Origin of the sequence: Neobacillus sp. PS3-34, assembly GCF_030915465.1 — a bacterium.
GTDB lineage: Bacteria > Bacillota > Bacilli > Bacillales > Cytobacillaceae > Neobacillus_A.
Window position 1 is genome coordinate 546,672 of record NZ_CP133267.1, and the last position, 20,167, is coordinate 566,838.

The window sequence follows — 20,167 nt, forward strand, 5'->3', positions numbered from 1 at the left end:
TTTTTACTGCTATAATTCATACACTCTCACATAGTCAACTTCCATTTCGTAAGGAAGCATAGTTTCATCAATTTCGCCACCCCAGAATCCACCGATTGCTACATTTAGAATCAAAAAGAATTCTTGATCGAATGGCCAACCTGTTTCGCTTGTATCTTCGTAATCTTGTTTATTAAAGCTAGCCACTTCTCTATCATCGTAAAAGAATTTTATATAATCAGGAGTCCATTCACACGAATACTTATGGAACGTACTTGTTACATTATCAAGTGGTTCAAAATGTGTGCGTTGTGTGTTAATCGCATGATTATAAGACTCAGTATGCAGGCTCACATGAACCATGTTTTCCTCTTTACCAACGTGCTCCATGATATCGATTTCACCGCATAAAGGCCAATCTTTTCCTTCCATTATACTATTTGGCAGCATCCAAATAGCCGGCCAGCTGCCTTTTCCCTTTGGAAGTTTTGCACTTACATCAACTCTTCCGTATTTCATTGAAAATGTTCCGTAAGTTAGAAGTTTAGCAGATGTGTAATGATTTTCTTCAAAGTCTTCTTTGAATCCAACAATGTGTAACTTTCCATCCTTTACAAATGAATTTTTCAATCTATCTGTGTAATATTGAGATTCATTGTTACCAAAACCGTGTCCCCCAATGTCATGTACCCATTTCTCAGAATTTGGTGCACCTTCATAATCAAATTCGTCACAAAAAATCAATTTCATAAGTCCTGCCTCCACTTAGCATATTTTTTTAATTTTTTTAAAGCAATACTTAGAATAGGGTTAATTCTGGATTACTACGACAATTCTTTCAGCCGGCACATTAATCTTCTGTTTTGCTTTAGCAGTTGTTGGATTTTCAAAAGGAGTGTAAACAGTAAACTCACCTAAACCACTCAAGAAGTCAATACTAGCTTCTTGTGCTTGTGAGTCAGTGTTTGTAAATACGCAGCCTTTTCTGCCAGTTTTCTCATTAACAAAACACTTGTATTTTACATGATTTTCAGAAGAAACCCATGCAGCAGCATCAGATTTTTTCATAAAGCGTCCATAATAAATGACGTCCTTCACTTGCGCTCTAATCTTTTCTACTTCTTGAATATACGCACTAAGCTTTGTGAACTTCGGATGATCCATTCCAGCAGTAATCATCATCGGACTAATGAACAATTGATACCCATTTCTGATCCCTTCATTCACCGTTGTATAGTCACACGGTTGATCAATGCAGTAACATGGTGTCCACTCTGGAAGAGTATATTTGATTGTACATGTGTGGTCTGCAGCCCATGGGTTCGTCCACATCCAGTTCACATCTGTGTACTCTAGAAACCGATCCCAGCTTCCTTCAATTGAGAAACAGAAATCAGGATTAATTGCCTTGCACGCTTCGTCTAACTCTTTACAGAATTCTAAAATACCTTTCCAAATGGATGTGTCTGGCGCGTAACCCATTGCGCGGATTTTCGGGTTCAAATCAATTGCGGTTAAATTTGAGAATCCGATTTTATCGACATGCACTCCATCAGCACCTATTTCAACTAACCACTTCATCTTCTCAACAATGTAATCACGCATTGGCTTATATGATGGATTAATACTCATTAGCTTAGGGCTAGACCAGTTTTTTCGAGCAGCAAAAGTACCCATGCCAAAACCCATTTGATACTGATTACCAAACTGATCTGTAATTCGATAATCCTCGAACTCTTCTTTGTAGATATCCATTGATGTGTCCATCTGATGAAAGTTCACAAAGAAGAAAAATTTCACGCCAACTGAATGTGCATACTCGATTCCAGCACGCAGCTCTTCCTCTGTGCCAAGACGCGGTTCGATATCATAATATGGATAGCCTTTGTCGTGTCCACCAAAATCCCATCCACAAGCCAGAACGGCATTAACACCGTACTTCTTCGCAGAATCAACCCATCTAGGAATATCTTTGTATGTAAACAAAATATTACCTTCAGGCAGCATGAACATTGTACATAAAAACGATGTCTCATCTCTTTGCCATCTCAGGGTTAACTATTTTGAAGTTTTCTCTAAACCACTTTTCATAAAAATTTGGGGCATTTTCCCAGTTACCCTCGTGGTACTTAATTACCAATGGTGGTGAAACAAACGTATCTCCCTTCTTTGTGTACGGAAAAAATACCCAGTTCATGTTCATACCGATTGGCAGGTCCTTATCGAAGTCCTCTGGCTTTGGCCAGTTGTCTTCTCTAAAATGAGCTGCTCCTGGCTCCAATTCAAAACGAATGGACTTAAATCTAGGCTCTGTGTCATAGCATGCGAAGTAAACGCCTCGATTTATTTTTTCATTATAAAAGTCAAACCACTGTACACCCATTTCTCCAGGATACGAATAAGACACCTCAGGAATAGGCAGACCTAATTCCATTGGCGCGTGGAAATGCGTGAACAAATCCTCTCCAGCACTTTCTCCGTTCATCGGAATCATAGCCTTTGTATCTTTACGCTCACCAAGTCCGTTGATTCCACCAATAATAGGCGCCCATACTTCTGAAAAATCGCTGTCCGTTCGGTTCTCAGCACTTACTTGGAAAGAAATCTGGTCATCGACTAGCGTGATTGCCATCGACACGTCTAAGTCATGCTCGCCAAGCTCGTTCTTAAGAGGTCCCTTCCAGAAAAGGTTCAACGAGTTCTCGCCTTTTTCAATCGAAGTCAGCTTTTGACATTTCCCGAAGATATAATTTGCTTCCCGCTCTTCTGTCTGCAAATTGATTTGAAAATTAGCAGCCAGACGTGGTTCTTTGATTAAATCCTCGCTAATATCCTTGAAATGAATACTCTCGATATTACCGTTTTCATTACTTACCGCGATACGTAATACTTCATTTTCTAATATTGTGGACGCTCTCATGTTATACTCCTTTTAGAATATAATCGCATATTACTGGAAAATTTGGTTTTGTACTTTTCGAAATTTACAAACATTTCAAATTACCAGAAAGCTATTAAGTTTTGCAAGCTCATTATTCCCAGATAAACTTTCCGTTTTCATTAATCATCTCTTCGATACTCGGAATAATGTATTTTGCAAGCTCTCCTAGAGTTTCCTTACTACCTACTCCTGAAAGAACACCAACACCACCAGCACTTTTACTGTTAATTGAAAGTTTCATATCACAAATTGTGTCTCCAACAACTAGGACTTCCTCAGGCTTAATTCCAAACTGCTCACAGAACACATTTAACACTTCTGGATCTGGTTTCTTGTTATAGCGGTCACCAGTGCCGATGAAATCGATGTATTCATCAATGCCTATTTGCTGAATACAAACTTTTGTGGACTCATAGTCATCTGATGTAGCAACACCCATAACAATTTCTTTTTCCTTGAAAATTGAAAGCGCTTTTTGAAGGTCACATGTAGGTAATATAGAATCCTTTTTTTCTTTGGTTTTCGTGTGCAACATCTTTGCTACTAGAGGGAAAACTCCCGGCGCTTCTTTTGAAAGAACTCGGTTGAATTGAGTTGCAATATCTAATGTTGTCCCGCTTGCTAAAAAACCTTTTTCATCAATTTCCTCTCCATACAAGCCAATTGACTCAGCTAACTTTGACCTTAATTCTTCATTATTCACTTCATTTCGAAGTGTCAACAGATCATCAATAATTGAGTAAATGATTTGAATCCAAATTTCTTTAAATCTAATCAAAGTTCCATCCTTATCAAATAAAATTCCTTTAATAACCATTAGTTGATTAACCCAGTAGTAATTGAACCTGCTGGGGCTGTGATTTTCACTACCTCACCATTTAAGCGAATGTTCACTTCTAGGTCTTCTTTAGAAATGTTCATTAAAACTGTTACGATTGTGCCGTCTGGATTCTTTAATGTGGTCATTTCTAACTTTGGCGAATACTTCGTGCTTGCAATACGCTTCGCCCCTGGCACAATATAGTGACTGAAATGTTTAATGTAATCAAATGAAAGTTTTTCTTCGACAACGTCTTTATCTGTATCACACATAATTGGCGCATCACAGAAGTTATTAACATGGTTAGGACCGCCTTGTGCATTCAAATAAATGTTCCAATCGATAAATGAATTCATGCCAGCATTGATATTGCCGATGATATCTCTACCATACATTTGCGCTTTCTCTAATTGCCCAGTCTGGGAGAAACGGCTATATTCTACACAGCCTTCCGTGAATATTAATTTTTTATCAGGGAATTTTTCAGAAACGAGGCGGAGTGCATCAAAGTGATCTCCTGTATACCAATGGAAACCAATTCCTTGTACCATTTTGTCTGTCTCGTTATCAATAATTTCGCAAGCACGTTCAAATACACGTTCTTTATTATGATCCCAAATCACTACATCAAGATATTTAATATCATTTTCTTGAATGGATGGGTATAAGAAATCGCGCAAGAATTCTTTTTCTTGTTGGCCGTGTACGTGCAAGAATCCCATGTTTGGACGGCATTTGGCTCGTTTTGAATGGTCAAATAATCAATTTGATAACCTTTTGCACGATATTCTTTAATATAGTGGCAAATATAATCTGCCCAGAACTTTCTATATTCAGGTTTTAAAGAGCCTCCGAATGTGCGTTGCCCATTCGTCTTCATAAATGCAGGTGGGGACCACGGGGACATGACAACGCTCAATCTCTTCCCAGCTGTTGCTTCCGCAGCATCTAATAGCGGAAGAATGTATTTCTCGTCACGTTCTAGTGTAAAAGACTTGAATTCCGTATCCGTTGGGTCACTCATTGCTTCATACATATTTACTGAGAAGTCACAGCTATCAATGTGCGTACGAACAATGTTGTAACGAGCTCCGCTTTCCCCAAAATAGGCTTCTACCATTTTCTTTTTGCTTTCTTCACTCATTTGTGAATAAGTGAATGCTGCAGCTTCCGTGATTGCTCCACCAAACCCATCAAAAGTTTGGTACTCCATTTGAGGATAAATATTAACCGCAGCCATTTCAGTATTGTTGTCTGCGCCAAAATCTAGACTTGATTCAAAAGTATCTTTCACATCATTTTTGTAAGTAGTTGTAACTAATTTAATTTTCATATGAAAACCTCCACTTGATATGCAATATTTACAGCCCATTTTTACAGAATTTCAGAAATTGCAACTTGGCGATTCTCTTTTGAAGATTTGTTTATAGCAAGTTGTGTTGCTAGTGTTTGTAAATTATCTCTTCCTGAAATTGCAGGCTCTCTATCCTCTATGATAGAACTAGCAAACTCTGCAAAAACCCTCTTTACGTCCGCGTAGTCAGTCCACTCTAGTGGAACTCTAGTAACGTTTTCATGCTCATCTACAACGTAAACTCCATAGTCTTGGCCAAGATCATCTAAGTGAATCGAGCCATTTTTACACTGAATTCTCCATTTACCTTCCCAAGGCGTTGAAAGTCCCTTTGAAAGAAGCGTTCCTGTATAGAAAACTGGTATACCTATCTCCATTTCAAAAGCAGCATGCACACAAGGATCGCCCTTATAACCGCTATTTTTCTCATTCCAAGTTTTACCATTAACGGTTTTTACATTAGAACCTAGCACATAGCGAATTAAATCGGTGTGATGAATCGCCATTTCCATTAGCATGTAGTTTTCCATTTCTTTTTGATAGGGCTTTCCGTCATGGAAGTAGTAGAATTGCACGTTTGCAAATTCTAATTCGCCCAGTTTCTTTTCTTGAACCAATTTAATTAGATCGTGCACATGCAAGTTATATCGATAGTTCTGATCTACCATTAGCTTAAGATTTTTCTTTTCAGCTAATTCAACCAATTCTTTCCCCTCGATAACATCTAGCACGAACGGCTTTTCTATTAAAACATGAAATCCACTTTCTAATGCATCCTTACATATTTCAAAGTGAACTGGTGAAATCGCAGATATGTAAACTGCATCAGCACCAGCTTCTGCGAATGCCTTCTTGTGATCGTTATATAATTTACTGCTGTCAACATTTAGTTGACGAGCCGCTTCTTCCAATCCTGGTTGATATGGATCAACCAATCCTGCATATTCAAAATCTGGAGAAGAAACAATTGCATTCACCCCAACTCCAGTACCGTGTGAGCCTAGTCCAACTTGAACAATTTTTAATTTACTCATTTATAAAATCCTCGCCTTATTATTTGTGTAAGTGGTCAGTTGTTCCACCAGGAGCAACTTTTCCGAAAATATAAACAGCTGTCATTTTTTCAGTTACAACTAAAGAATGTTCGTCACCTTTTTTCGTAAGAACCAAGTCTCCAGCCAACTTCGTATGTGTCACCTTCAGTTGTGCAAACTCCTTTACCTGAAACGATAATCCAATACTCGTTTCCGTCATGGTAGTGTAATTCGACCTCATCGCCAACTTCCAAACTGTTCATTCCATAGTGATTTATTTCGCTCCACTCTGGATATTCATTGATTTCTGCATAACCTTTAATTACTGGCATTTCTTCAATCTCCTTTAAATTTTTTTGTTTTCCAATTGAATTTTGCTATATCCTAGGCTTCAAATCCTTTAATAACTTCATTCTTTTCTGCCGACTCGAATTTTTTTCAATAGGGCGAAGGACTCGTAGAACCTCATCATTTGTTACAATTGCCTCAGCTGTCCCCTGAATGACTGAAACTACATTTCTCTAGAACTCTTCTGGCATTATCTGCGGTGCTGGCAGCTGTAAATGGTTCCAATAATCGCAGTTGGAAGTTCAACAGTTATTGGCTTTAATTTTATGTCATCTCCATTTACAATCGCTTGCTATAAATCCTGCACCAATCATTCCAGCGTCTGGCCAAATTTAGAAATCACTATTTTAACTTTATCCTTTAACTGGTTGAAAACTTTATTTTGTGTTCTTTCGATTACTTTTTCAATTAACCATTGATTATGATAGATTACTGACCCTCCGAGCACGAATACTTCAGGATCTATAGTTTGCATTAGAGATGCTATGGCACTTGAAAAATAATCAACCCAAGCCTCGACAACATCGAATGCATTGACATCACCATTTAGATATTGTTCAAACAATAGCTTTGCTGTTGCGCCTTTTCCATAAAGTTTTATACTTTCTTCTTCTAAAGATTTTCCACTGCATAACGATTCTAAAGTACCGTTATAAAGTGAAAAATGATTTTTGTTTATATCGGAAATGATCATACTTCCTATTTCGCCTGCATAGCCATTTGTACCGTGAAATATAGAATTGTTCAAAACCATTCCGCTGCCAATTCCGGTACTTACGGTAATATAAATAGAATGTTTGTAATTTTTAGATGCACCAAAGCCAGATTCTAGTAATGCAATGACATTGACATCATTTTCAAAGTAAAGCTCATATTCTGAAAAATAGACCTTTATCTCATTTACACTTGTACTCTCTAAAAATGGAAGATTAGTAGCGTCTGAAAATTTTTCCATTCCGTCCTTCCAAGGTACAGGAAGTGCCATACCAATTTTAGTTGCTTCCCTATTCACATCAATTCTGTCAATCATCATTCTTATTTGTTCAAAGAATTCAATTGGATTTTTAAAATCAGATGATAAAGCGCTTTCTTTTCTAAGTAAATGAAAGTCACTATTAATAAGGCCTACTCTAATATTTGTACCACCAATATCAACTCCAATTACCTTATCTCCCATAATGTGAACTCCTCATAATATTCATTTATCTAAATATTTTGCTGCTGCCTGGTCTAAAAAGAAATCAATATGTTCATATATGAAAACTTAATTAATTAATTTTGTTAAATAACTACTTTCTTTGTATTATATCTATCTATTTGGTTATAAGTCAATTCAAAAAACAACTTTATATAATCCAGTTTATTTAACCCAAAAATTTAAATAAAATAGAAAAGAAGTGAAAAGTATGAATTTTATCCTACTCTTCACTTCTTTGTTGGCTAATAGTCTCCTCTATTAACGAATTTCACGCATGTGGTGCAAAACACCAGCTAGAAAAATCGGTACCTCATTCTATAACACCAGTAACAATAGAACCTGCAGGTACCAAAAACTCTGTCACTTGTCCTTTTATGCGTAGTGCGACCGGTACCTCTTCATTTGAACGGTTCATTAGAACAATAACAATGGAACCATCCGGGTTTTTCAAACTAACTACATCTAATTTATCCGTATATTTTGTTGACGCAATTCGTTTGGCCCCGGCTCAATATAACGGCTAAAATGGCCAATATACGTATAAGAAAGCTTTTCTTGTACAACATCATTTTCTGTGTCACACATAATGGGAGCATCACAAAAATTGTTTACATGGTTCGGCTGCCTTCTTTATTAAGAAGGATGTTCCAATCAATAAAAGAGTTCATACCCGCATTGATATTCCCGATAATGTCATAAGCGTACATTTGCGCGTTCGCTAACTGCCCTGCTTCACTAAAGCGGCTATATTCTACACAACCCTCAGTAAAGATCAGTTTCTTATCTGGAAATTTTTCACGAACCAGCTTGATTGCATCAAAATGCTCACCGGTATACCAATGGAAGGCAATCCCTTGTACCATTTTATCTGTGTCTTTATCAATAATTTCACAGGCACGTTCAAACATTCTTTCTTTATTGTGATCCCATATGCAGACTTCAAGATCTTCTAATCCATTTGCCATAAGGGAAGGATATAAATAATCACGCAAAAATTCTTTTTCCTGTTCACTTGAATACAAGCAGGAATCCCATGTTTGGGTTGCATTCGGTTCATTTTGAATGGTGATCATATCAACGGCAAATCCTTTGTTACGATATTGCTTTATGTAATGGCAAATATACTCTGCCCAAAATTGTCTATATTCCGGTTTCAGTGATCCGCCTTCCGTTCTTTGACCATTTGTTTTCATAAAAGCAGGAGGTGACCAGGGAGACAACATGACACTTAATGTTTTCCCTGCCATTTGCTGGGCTTCCTTTAAAAGAGGAATGATATACTTTTCATCTCTCTCCAGGCTAAACGAGTTAAAACCTGTATCTTCTGGATCCTCTAATGCAGCATATTGCCCGACGGAAAAATCACAGCTATCGATGTGAGTTCGAATAAGATTATAGCGATTTCCATTACTTCCAAAATAAGCATCTAGTATTCTTTTTTGTTTCTCTTCACTCATCAGGGAAAAAGTATAACCTGCAGCTTCTGTTATCGCTCCACCAAACCCATCAAACGTTTGGTATTCCATTTCGGGATAAATGTTAACCACTTTCATTTCGACTCCTCGATCAACGGAAAAAGCTTTACTGCTTTCAAAAGTATTTTTGTTATCTTCTTGATAGGTCGTCGTAACCAGCTTTATATTCATACCTATTTACTCCTTATTTTTTCAGGATGGTCATAGCGCTTTTTGCTGCCAAATGGCAATGTAATATCTCATTTCCTTGTTGTTGTAATTGAACCGTCTTCATTTCCTCACTATCGTTAAATAAAATGGTCACGATTGAACCATCCGTATTTTTAAAAGCGACTGAACGAATTACTTTATCACTGGAAGAAGCAATACGTCTTGCCTTCGGACGTACAAATTTACTAAAATGTGCTAATGCATAATAATCTAATGTGTAGGTTAAATCCTTCGTTTGCTGATCTACCGTAACGACTCCCCGGCAGGTACTGCGCCCGAAACCAGGCACAACAGGTCCATTTTCTTCATCTAATGCCATATTCCATAGTACAAAGGATTTTGAATCATTTCTTAAAATTTCAATACCTGTTCTTAACACATTAGAAAAGGCTGGTTCAAAGGCTGGAATCCATTCCCCACCTGATCCTTCTGTAAAATGAACCTCTTTATCCGGATAAGCCATATGTACTTGATGTTGAGCTACTGGCTTCCCACCATACCAATGCCATGCAACTCCATCGACTGCATCGCCGGCATCATCGAAAACAGACAATGGATAATCCGGACGATCCCAGTTATGGTCATAGCATAAAATTTTCGTGTCCAGCTTATGCTTTAAGAAATTAGGTTTTAAATAATTCTTAATAAAATCAGATTGCCATTCTGGCAGCATGAGCATACCCGGATAGTGTCCTGGGACAAAAAGTGCTTCATTTTGCGGTGTGATAGCATAAATAGGAAGACCTTGTTCTGTATAGGCGAGAATATATTTGGTGAAATAATTCGCATAAACTTCGTAACATTCCTCTTTAAGTTCGCCGCCAATCATTGACCCGCTTGTTTTCATCCATGCTGGAGCGCTCCATGGAGAGGCCATCAGTTTGATGTCAGGATTGAGTGCTAATGCCTCCTTTGATAAAGGAATAATATCTTCCATATCATGAGCTACAGTAAATTGTTCCAGCTGAAAATCCGTTTCCCCCTCTGGAATATCGTTGTAACTATACATTTCACGGGCAAAATCCGATGCACCCATTGGGTTTCGTAAAACTGATAAACCTATTCCCTTTTCCGGATGAAATAGTTTTTCCATCAGGTCGGTTCTTTGTTCCTTTTCCAAAACTTGATGAATCAAGTAGGCTGAAGAATCTGTAAAAGAAGCACCGAAACCATCCATTTCTTGAAAGGTTTGCGTTTCATCAAGTGTTACGACGATACTATCAGTTGTTGAATGACTTGCTTCTACTTGCTTGGCCTTTTTTGGACAAATAATTCTTGTTCTCCATTTGATGTATAAATAATAAGATCCTGCATAACATATCTCCTCGTGAATTTAGTAGGTTATTGAACTACTTTCCAATATAGTTATTAAATATTTTTTCAAAAAGGAATGATTTCACAAAAGCTGATGAAGAAAATCCTAAAAACAACCAAATAAACAGTAATTTTGGAAAATAAATCGGAATGACGGCCACAAAGAGAACCGTAATGATAAATAACAAAATTGAATATGCTACTGTGTGAAGGCTAATCAAAAATGCATTTTTGATCGTGTGAAAACAAGAATTTTCAAACTTAGCTAACAAAGGAAAAACATACAACAACGTTAATAAAGATACTGTGACAAGTAATAGCAGCGGGTAAAGAACTACAGAATAATGTTTACTTATATTTGCAGCTAAAAATAGTAAACTAGCTAATACAAACAAGACAGCTAACCAAATGATTGAGCTTTGCTTTAGATTCTTTTTATAGCTGTTCCAAAAAGCTTTGGCTACATTGGATTCTTCATCTCGTACCATTTTCAATGTTACGGAATAAAGAGCTGTCAAGGATGCCCCAATGGTGACAATGGGCAAGCAGCCAATTAGAAAAACAATATTTAAAATCAATAGGTCAAAGATTTTTGTTAACGCTGAAAACAGCCTGCCTTCAACACCAAAAACTTTCTGCATGACTTTCTTTCCTCGCTTTCAACAAGCATTTATTTCGGATGATGAGGCTGGGCAAAAAACACCCAATTTGCCTGTCATCCAAAATGAACAGTCATGATAAATGCTGTAATTTTTATCTGTGATTTGTATATGTAGAATATTTTCATCTCGCATTTACGCGATTTTTACCCCCACTTCATGAAATTAAAAGAAGAATGCGGATCTCATGGTGAGGATAAATTTCCCGTAAACACATGGTTGGATCACGAAACCATCAGTGGGGACTGGGCTATTCTCCCACTGATAGATGTATCAGTTTATTTCAATCCTAATTTTTTACGATTAACATCCATTTTTTCACTTCTGATTTCAGAAATTTTATCCCAGTTATTTTGACCAAGGAATTTTTTGTAAGCTGAAAGCGTTTTATCATATTGGTTATCATTCTTAGCCCGAATCATTTTAACTAAAGTGGAATCCCAATTTGTTTGAATAGCACTTAAAGCACGAGCTTCTGGTGTTCCTTGATCTGGATCAGTACCTTCTAGAATAAAATGTGGTTTTAACTTCCCTTTACCCCATGCTTCCAATTGTTTCGTTGCTTCTAAAGTCGAATCACTTAAAGCATTATATTTATCGTGGCCAAAGAAGAAAAATTCTCCCATTCTATACTCTTTTTTGAACTGATCAGGATTTTTCAAGCGCATCTCTTTTAATTCTGGAGTGAATTCATACTTTCCATCTGCATTTACTGTATACGTTTTTCCTTTGATTCCGTAAGTGGTTAATAGTTCACCTTTTTCACTTAGCAGGTAAGTGAAAATTTGCATGGCTTTAGCTGGATCTTTACAATTTTTAGAGATGTAGTTCATCATCCAGCCTGTAATACCAGATTGGTTTAATGTAGGTTCATTCCCTACTGTACTTTGTGGTCCATCAACGGCAATATACTCTTTTCCAGGATTGCTTGACATATAGGTTTGCAAATCTCCACCTTTTTGTGGGATTCCGCTTATTAACATTGATGCATATTTACCAGCCTTAACTTTTTCTGAATAAGCTGTGTCATCATCTGCAAAGCTATCATCGCTGATACCGCCATTTTTATAGACAGTATTAAACGTTTTGATCCAAGTCAGATAATCTTCATCTAAATTACGGTCATAAAATTTACCGTCTTTTTCTAAAGCAACTCCAAGATAATCTTGTAAGTTGTTTCCAAAAGCTTCGCTAGGGCCAAATGGTATTAATTTAGGGAATTGCGTTTTGATTTGCTCCATAGCACTTACAAATTCTTCTGGTGTTTTCATTGAGGGTTTTCCAATTGCTTCATAAACATCCTTGCGAATTACGAAAGCTGTCGTTGCAGGAATGAAGCCTTTATCATAATCAGCTTGAGTATTTGAGTAGTTTGCATAACCGTACGTTTTACCGTCATCCAGTTTGTGCCAATCCATTGAATCTTTCGATGCGACTTTTGTAAAATATGGATCATATTTCTTAGCTAACTCATTTAATGGCATTGCCCATGTATTAGCTTTTTTTGCAACTTGTGAATTTGCATCAAAAATAGAAATAATGTCTGGTATATCACCACTAGAAAAGAGAGCATTTAACTTTGTGTCATCCCCAGTAATGAATTTAATATCAACATTCAAATCCTTTTTAATCTGTTTCGTCACAAAGTCGTGGCCATAATCCGTATTCCACCAATCAGCATTTACATACCAAGTCAATGTCGTAGTTTTTTTTCTATTATCTAGTTTCCAGGCAGGTGTATTTTCATCAAGTTTATATCCTGCACTTGATTTTGTATCCTTACTGGAATTACTTGTAGTTGAAGTACATCCTGTTAAAACGAGTGTGAGGGCCAATAATAACATGATACTTTTAGTGAGAATCGATAGCAGTTTGGACATGATTATAATTCCTCCTCTTTAATTTTAACCTTATGAATCAATCTATTATTTTTATCAGCATGATCAACGTGTTCAAACAACACCATAAAAATTGCGGAAGAAGGGGCAGGGCAATAGAGTTCAAAAGCAACCCTATATTCCTGTCATCCAAAAATGAACAGTCGTGATAAATGCTGTTTTTTTAAGTGTTTTTATGATTGTGAGTTTTGTATAAACAAAATTCTCGCATTTACGCGATTTTTACCCCCACTACTTTAAGTTGAGAGTAGTAAGAAATTTTCGTGAGGGTAAACTTCCCGTAAACACATGGTTGATTCAGCTAATCATCAGTGGGGAATGAGAAATTCTCCAACTGATGGAAGCTTCACTTTATTTCAATCCTAATTTTTTACGGTTCTTAGCCATTTTGTCACTTCTAACTTTAGTAATCTTGGACCAGTTATTTTTATCAAGAAATTTTTTGTAATCAGATAACGTTGTATTATATTGATGATCGCTCTTAGCACGCACCATTTTAACTAAAGTTGTATCCCAGTTTGTTTGGACAGCACTCAAAGATCGAGCTTCTAATGTTCCTTGATCAGGATCAGTACCCTCAAGAATAAAATGTGGTTTTAACTTCCCTTTTCCCCATGCTTCCAATTGTTTCGCTGCTGCTAAAGTCGAATCACTTAAAGCATTATATTTATCGTGGCCAAAGAAGAAAAATTCTCCCATTCTATACTGTTTTTTGAATTGATCTGGATTTTTCAAGCGCATTTCCTTTAATGCTGGAGTGAATTCATACTTTCCACTTTTATTTACAGTATAGGTTTGTCCCTTAATTCCGTAAGTAGTTAAAAGTTCACCTTGAGGACTTAGCAGGTAAGTGAAAAGTTGCATCGCTTTTGCTGGATCTTTAGCTTTTTTAGTAATGTAGTTCATCATCCAGCCTGAAATACCAGATTGGTTTAAAGTTGGTTTATGTCCTACAGTACTCTGCGGTCCATCAATGGCAATATATTCTTTTCCAGGATTGTTCGACATAAAGGTTTGCAGGTCAGCAGCTTTTTGTGGGATTCCGCTGATTAACATGGATGCATATTTACCAGCCTTTACCTTTTCTGAATAAGCTGTTCCATCATCTGCGAAGCTATCATCACTGATACCGCCATTTTTATAGACAGTATTAAACGTTTTGATCCAAGTCAGATAATCCTTATCTAAATTACGATTATAATATTTGTGGTCTTTCGTTTCTAATGGAACTCCAATATAGTCTTGTAAAACGTCTCCAAAAGCTTCACTTGGACCAAATGGAATTAATTTAGGGAATTTAGTTTTGATTAGCTTCATAGCACTTTCAAATTGTTTTGGTGTTTTCATAGATGGTTTACCGATTGCTGCATAGACATCCTTACGAATAACGAAAGCTGTTGTTGGGGGAATAAGTCCCTTATCATAATCGGCTTGCGTGTTGGAGTAGTTTGCATATCCGTATGTTTTGCCATCAGCCAGTTTGTGCCAATTCATAGTGTCTTTTGAGGCTACTTTATTAAAGTATGGATCGTATTTCTTAGCTAAATCATTTAATGGCAATGCCCATGTATTTGCTTTTTTTGCAACAAGTGAATTACCATCAAAAATAGAAATAATGTCTGGAATATCTCCGCTAGAAAACAAAGCATTTAACTTCGTGTCATCACCAGTAATGAATTTGATGTTAACATTCAAATCTTTTTTAATCTGTTTTGTCACAAAGTCGTGACCATAATCCGTATTCCACCAATCAGCATTTACATACCAGGTTAATGTGACTGTTTTTTTCCTTTTATCTATTTTCCAAGCAGGTGTATTTGGATCCAGCTTATAACCTGTTGGTGATTTGGAAGTGCTTGCTGATGAATTACTTGCAGTTGAGTTATAGCCTGTTAATACGAGTGTAAGCGCTAACAAAAGTATCAAACTTTTACTTAAAATAGAAACCAATTTAGATTTCATTAACCTTCCCCCTTTAAATTCTCATCATTAATCCAAAACATCTTTCCCAATGATTAAGAGCATAAGTAACTTTTTCAAACACCTCCCCGCCACCTAGAATTTTTTTAGGTTTTAATGCAAAGTAAACTTTTTTGAAAGTTTTCGCACAGGATGATGGTAAGTTTACATGTTTGAAAAAGTATATTTATTCTTTTACTGCACCTATCATCATTCCTGAGATAAAGTGTTTTTGCAGTAATGGATAAATTACAAGGATAGGGAAGGTAGTGACGACAATAGTCGCTAATTGAACCCCCTTGGCTGTTGTGTCAAGAACAACCGATCCAGCAACATGCTGCATAGAACTCATTTGAGATTGAACGACAATTTCATAGATTTTCATTTGTAAAGGGTAGAGTGCCTTGTCTGTTATGTACAATTTGGTTGTAAAGAAATCATTCCATTGCCCTACACCGTTAAACAGCGCAATTGTAGCCAAGGCTGGCTTAGATAATGGTAAAAATATTTTTATGAAAATCTTCCAATCTCCTGCTCCGTCGATTTTAGCAGAGTCTTCTAGTGATTGAGGGATACTTCGAAAGAAATTCATTAGTATAATGACATCGAAAAAGCTAAACAATGCTGGAATAATGTACACCCAGAAACTATTTAATAGACCTAGCGATTTCATTAACAAATAAGTTGGAACCATTCCACCACCAAAGAACATCGTCACAATTCCTATAGCGGTATATAGCTTACGTCCTTTAAGATGACTTTTACTGTAGCTATAGGCGACTATTGCACAAAATAATACGTGAGTACTCGCTCCAATAACGGTTTTAGCAACTGAAATGAAAAATGCCTGCCAGATGCCATCATCTCTGAAAACAGCGCGGTAATTTTCTAGGGAGAAATCCTTTGGCCAAAACGATACGCCGCCATCAGCTAATGATTTCCCTGAACTGAAAGATGAAATAAGGACATTCCAGATGGGAACAATAATGATAATCGTGAAAATAAGCATTAAAATCACATTGAATAGATCAAATAACCGACTGTCAACATCTTTTTTTACTACTGTTCGTTTCACCGAAATACCCCCTTTCTATAAAACTGATTCATTATCATTTAGTTTCTTGGTTACTTTATGTGAAGTAAGTAAGAGAATAACTGAAACAATTGACATCCCCAGGTCAACGGCTGTTGCATATGAGAAATCTCCTTGTGTCATCCCGATTCGGTAAACATAGGAGCTAAGAACTTCTGCTTTCGCCTGGTTTTGTGAGTTCATTAAGACTAAGGTTTGGTCTAGATTTGACCCAAAAATCCCGCTTATTGCTAAAATAAGATTTAAATTAATAATATTTTTCATCATAGGAATGGTAATATGCCAAATCTGCTTGAAGCGAGTAGCCCCATCAATCTTAGCAGCTTCATAGTATGTAGGATCTATTTTCGACATAACCGCCAAATATAAAATCGTTCCCCATCCAACTTCCTTCCAGACATCTGATAAAACAGCAATCCACCAATATTTATCTTCATCCAGCAGAAAGTTCTGAGGCTTGTCCATTAATCCCACGGCCATGAACAATTGATTAAATAAACCTGTTGTGGAAAACCAAGTTATTAACATACCGCCTAAAACAATCCAGGATAAAAAATGGGGCAAATAGGAAATGGTCTGCATGATTCTTTTGAATGGCCCGTCGTGTAATTCATAAATCAAAATGGCTAAAATAATGGGAGTCAAAAATCCAATGGCTAGTTTTAAAGCACTAATCCCTAATGTATTCACCATTGCATCCCAAAAATATTGATCGGTAACGATAATTTTAAAATTATCAAGGCCAACCCATGGTGCTGTACTAAAGGTGTCTAAGGCCGTATAGTGCTTAAATGCAATCAACACGCCATACATGGGAATGTAACTGAAAACAATCATAAAAATAATCCCAGGGATAATCATTGATTGAAGCTGCCATTGATTTCTCAAGTCTACAATAAGGTTTTTCTTTCTTTTTCGCATAGGTTTTTTAGCATTTGATTCTAATATAATGTGTGTATTCACTATTCATCTCACTCCAAGTCTGAATATTCAAACCGATGAAAACGTTTTTATTTTTATGTAAAAAAAATCACCCCCAGATTTGATAGGAATAAACACTGTTACAAGCGAACCGTCCTACCTATTTTCACATTACTCGAATGACGAATGATAATTTCACCTGGCAATTTGCGGATCTTACCATTTTCTTTCTTTTGAATCATTTGAACGAGATGGTCAATTGCGAGAATTCCTTGTCTGGCAATTTGATTTTTCACCGTTGTAAGAGGAGGCGAAAAGTATTGCGCAAGCTCAATATCGTCAAATCCCATCACACTAATATCTTCTGGAATCTGATAGCCTTCAGATTTTAATGCCTTGATACATCCCATTGCACTAACATCATTCCCTGCTAAAAAAGCGTCTGGCAGTTTTCCAGGATAAAAATGCATAAATGATTTCACAGCATTGTATGTACTTGCTTCTTCAAAATAACCTTGAAGAATATAGTCTTCATTAATCTCTAGTTGATACTCTTTTAATGCTGCCAAATATCCTTCTTTTCGCTGAACACTGTCATACATTGTATCCACACCAGAAATATAGGCAATTTTTTTGTGGCCTAGACTAATTAAGTATTTAGTAGCTTCATAGCCTGCAACATAGGAATCAAAGATGACACTGCCCATTGTTGGTTTCTCGATCACTCGATCCAGAAAAACCGCATGAACCTGTTCTTTTTCCATAGCTGCAACATCTTTCTCATCAATCATCAATTCCTCGAAGATGATGACACCATCCACACGTCGTCCTAAGATATTACTTAAAATGACTTGTTTATCTTTCGTAATGAATACATTCAACCCATACCCTAATTTTTCACACTCGCGGGCCATTGCTTCAACCAATTCATAAAAATAGGGACCGCTTACACTTGTGGTAAAAAAGCCCAGCATCTTACTTTCGCCTGATTTTAATAGCTTACCATTAAGGTTAGGAACATAGTTTAAACGGTCAGCAACGGCTAAAATATGAGCTTTTGTTGCCGGGTTCAAAACATCCACACCATTTAGTGCATTAGAGACTGTAGAAATCGAAACTCCTGCTTCTCTAGCCACATCTTTAATTGTTACTTTACCCATTGAACTCGTCCTTTTTCATAAAAACGTTTTTATTAATTTAAAGTTAGCACTTATTTATTTTAATTGCAATATCTTTTTTCGAATTAACTTTATTTTCAGAATGCAAATAAAAACAGTGTGATAATAAGCTATTTCATCATAATTTCAGGCATATAGACACAGAAAAACCCGAATAAAGGAGGTTATTTAAAATGTCCTTTATTCGGGTTATCGTTCAATTAAACTAGTACAAACTTCTTTTTCACAAAAGATGAAAGCCCTGCAATTATTGTTCTCTGATTAAAATGGATCGTTGTTCCTTGACGGATAGGTTGGAGGCTTCCATTAGCTTTGTCAAATCCAAAGCCAATGTAATATTCTCCTCTGCTACCGTCCCATTCTGAATGTGGTCTATCCATTGACAGAAGGCAGATTCCCGTGAAGGTGGCAGAGTGATTTCTTCCCACGTGGACGCATTATTTTTAGTGCTGCGGATAAGCATTTTGGGTTCTGGCGTACCATACATCAAGGTGCCCTCAGTACCATGAACTTCAATCGTAAAAGGAGAGTGGCTGTTGACAAAGCTAGTTTCTGCAATCCCTATCGAGCCATTGGCATAGCGGAAAACAGCTATGGCATTATCCTCCACTTCTTTTCCAGTAATATAGCCGTAGCTAGCGCTTACACTTTCCGGCATGCCCAAAAACAGTCTAGTGAGATAAACCGGATGACAACCCAGGTCAATAAGCGCTCCGCCACCGCATTGTTCTAAATTATAGAAGTGCTCAGGAAGCCACCCCGCAATCGCGCCATTATGCGCTACACGAACACGTACAAATGTTAGTTCCCCCAGCAGACCCTCGCGAATCACATTTTGAACCGCAAAAGTATAACTGTCATTGAGTCTGGGAAGTGAAACGGTTAATTTAATTCCTGTTTCCTGAACGGCAGCTATAATCTCATTTGCTTCTTTAATAGTAGGTGCGATCACTTTCTCGGTAAATATGTGCTTACCTGCCTTCGCAGCTTTGACCATGACATCATGATGCATATTGGTTGGCGTCGTCACAATAACGGCATCAATGTCTGGATTCTGCATCAGTTCATCCAGATCTTTTATGAAAGGAACACCTAACTGATTTGCTGCCTCTCTGCCGCGTGACGGAAGCTCATCCCATACAGCAGTAATTTCCGTATCTGGATGATTTATAGCGTCATTGGCATAATCTTTGGCATGTACATGCCAGAAGCTTAAAATAGCTACACGAATCATTTGTGTTTCTCTCCCTATCCTATGAATTATTTCATTTTGCCATCTCTTTATTGTTGAAATTCACCATCAACATATGTGCTCAGATTGAACATTCCCAAGGCACTTTAATAGGGCTTCCAATTCTCTCCATTCTATAAAGTTCTTGAGCTTTCTTTGGCAGCTTATCATAAGTTTCTTGCGGAATTGGGATGGAGGATCCTGCTGCATACCAACTTCGGTTGAAAGTCATCGCAAGATTGGTCCTCCGATCATTTGAACGATTCGGTGTGCCACGATGCCACATTCGAATATCACGGATTAGAATAGAACCTGCCGACATAAAAACTTCCTCTGAATGCATATGTTCAGCCGCGCGCACAATGTGCAAATGCGGATTAACCGAATTATTCAATGTATCATGATTAGTGCGATCCGGATTTTGGTGTGTTCCACCAAGCCAGACTTCGAGCGGTCCATTCTCTTCGGTAACATACACTAATGGGATGTTTAAAACCAGACTGAAAACTGGCAGAGGAATGGCCAATTCAGGAAAGATTTCCCGTCTTCAGGCTG

Annotated in this window: 20 protein-coding genes; all 20 read right to left on the minus strand. The window is 37.1% G+C overall.

The features are described from left to right. Positions 1–9 precede the first annotated feature (9 nt). The 20 genes from RCG23_RS02850 to RCG23_RS02940 all read right to left on the minus strand — a co-directional run bounded on the left by RCG23_RS02850 (position 10) and on the right by RCG23_RS02940 (position 20,138). A complete protein-coding gene (locus RCG23_RS02850; protein ID WP_308178506.1) occupies positions 10–729 on the minus strand; it encodes a glycoside hydrolase family 16 protein in 720 nt (239 codons plus the stop codon). Between the two features lie 60 nt (positions 730–789). Next, the gene (locus RCG23_RS02855) at positions 790–1,965 is read right to left on the minus strand and encodes a hypothetical protein (RefSeq protein WP_308178507.1); all 1,176 of its coding nucleotides are present in this window, start codon (positions 1,963–1,965) and stop codon (positions 790–792) included. A gap of 46 nt (positions 1,966–2,011) precedes the next feature. After that, on the minus strand, positions 2,012–2,899 hold the full coding sequence (locus RCG23_RS02860; protein WP_308178508.1) for a hypothetical protein: 888 nt from the start codon (positions 2,897–2,899) through the stop codon (positions 2,012–2,014). Between the two features lie 112 nt (positions 2,900–3,011). Continuing rightward, a complete protein-coding gene (locus tag RCG23_RS02865; RefSeq protein WP_308178509.1) occupies positions 3,012–3,737 on the minus strand; it encodes an HAD family hydrolase in 726 nt (241 codons plus the stop codon). Further along, complete coding sequence (locus RCG23_RS02870) at positions 3,737–4,420, minus strand: glycoside hydrolase family 30 beta sandwich domain-containing protein (protein WP_308178510.1); 684 nt, start codon at positions 4,418–4,420, stop codon at positions 3,737–3,739. The genes RCG23_RS02865 and RCG23_RS02870 overlap by 1 nt, the downstream gene beginning before the upstream one ends. After that, a complete protein-coding gene (locus RCG23_RS02875) occupies positions 4,363–5,073 on the minus strand; it encodes a glycoside hydrolase (RefSeq protein ID WP_308178511.1) in 711 nt (236 codons plus the stop codon). Before RCG23_RS02875 ends, RCG23_RS02870 begins: the two co-directional genes overlap by 58 nt. Before the next feature lie 41 nt (positions 5,074–5,114). Then, on the minus strand, positions 5,115–6,128 hold the full coding sequence (locus tag RCG23_RS02880) for a Gfo/Idh/MocA family protein (RefSeq protein ID WP_308178512.1): 1,014 nt from the start codon (positions 6,126–6,128) through the stop codon (positions 5,115–5,117). Positions 6,129–6,241: 113 nt separating this feature from the next. Next, a complete protein-coding gene (locus RCG23_RS02885) occupies positions 6,242–6,460 on the minus strand; it encodes a cupin domain-containing protein (protein WP_308178513.1) in 219 nt (72 codons plus the stop codon). Between the two features lie 326 nt (positions 6,461–6,786). Continuing rightward, positions 6,787–7,653, minus strand: coding sequence for an ROK family protein (locus tag RCG23_RS02890; protein WP_308178514.1), 867 nt, complete (start codon positions 7,651–7,653; stop codon positions 6,787–6,789). A gap of 331 nt (positions 7,654–7,984) precedes the next feature. Beyond that, positions 7,985–8,125 (minus strand): glycoside hydrolase family 30 beta sandwich domain-containing protein, encoded by a 141-nt coding sequence (locus RCG23_RS25820; protein ID WP_374049802.1) that lies wholly within the window; start codon positions 8,123–8,125, stop codon positions 7,985–7,987. Positions 8,126–8,282: 157 nt separating this feature from the next. Beyond that, positions 8,283–9,320, minus strand: a complete 1,038-nt coding sequence (locus RCG23_RS02895; protein WP_308178515.1) for a glycoside hydrolase family 30 protein — start codon at positions 9,318–9,320, stop codon at positions 8,283–8,285. Positions 9,321–9,333: 13 nt separating this feature from the next. Further along, positions 9,334–10,536, minus strand: a complete 1,203-nt coding sequence (locus RCG23_RS02900; RefSeq protein ID WP_308178516.1) for a glycoside hydrolase family 30 protein — start codon at positions 10,534–10,536, stop codon at positions 9,334–9,336. 172 nt (positions 10,537–10,708) lie between these two features. Further along, positions 10,709–11,314 carry a YesL family protein gene (locus RCG23_RS02905; protein ID WP_308178517.1) on the minus strand — a complete coding sequence of 202 codons (606 nt, stop codon included), beginning with the start codon at positions 11,312–11,314 and terminating at the stop codon, positions 10,709–10,711. A gap of 296 nt (positions 11,315–11,610) precedes the next feature. After that, complete coding sequence (locus RCG23_RS02910) at positions 11,611–13,212, minus strand: type 2 periplasmic-binding domain-containing protein (RefSeq protein ID WP_308178518.1); 1,602 nt, start codon at positions 13,210–13,212, stop codon at positions 11,611–11,613. Positions 13,213–13,581: 369 nt separating this feature from the next. Next, the gene (locus RCG23_RS02915) at positions 13,582–15,192 is read right to left on the minus strand and encodes a type 2 periplasmic-binding domain-containing protein (RefSeq protein ID WP_308178519.1); all 1,611 of its coding nucleotides are present in this window, start codon (positions 15,190–15,192) and stop codon (positions 13,582–13,584) included. A 184-nt stretch (positions 15,193–15,376) separates the two neighbouring features. Continuing rightward, positions 15,377–16,198 carry a carbohydrate ABC transporter permease gene (locus RCG23_RS02920; RefSeq protein WP_308179952.1) on the minus strand — a complete coding sequence of 274 codons (822 nt, stop codon included), beginning with the start codon at positions 16,196–16,198 and terminating at the stop codon, positions 15,377–15,379. An 81-nt stretch (positions 16,199–16,279) separates the two neighbouring features. Further along, positions 16,280–17,203, minus strand: a complete 924-nt coding sequence (locus RCG23_RS02925; RefSeq protein WP_308179953.1) for an ABC transporter permease — start codon at positions 17,201–17,203, stop codon at positions 16,280–16,282. Between the two features lie 140 nt (positions 17,204–17,343). Next, positions 17,344–18,363, minus strand: coding sequence for a LacI family DNA-binding transcriptional regulator (locus RCG23_RS02930; RefSeq protein ID WP_308178520.1), 1,020 nt, complete (start codon positions 18,361–18,363; stop codon positions 17,344–17,346). Positions 18,364–18,628: 265 nt separating this feature from the next. After that, on the minus strand, positions 18,629–19,615 hold the full coding sequence (locus tag RCG23_RS02935) for a Gfo/Idh/MocA family protein (protein ID WP_308178521.1): 987 nt from the start codon (positions 19,613–19,615) through the stop codon (positions 18,629–18,631). 79 nt (positions 19,616–19,694) lie between these two features. Beyond that, positions 19,695–20,138, minus strand: coding sequence for a phytanoyl-CoA dioxygenase family protein (locus RCG23_RS02940; protein WP_308178522.1), 444 nt, complete (start codon positions 20,136–20,138; stop codon positions 19,695–19,697). Between the last annotated feature and the right edge of the window lie 29 nt (positions 20,139–20,167).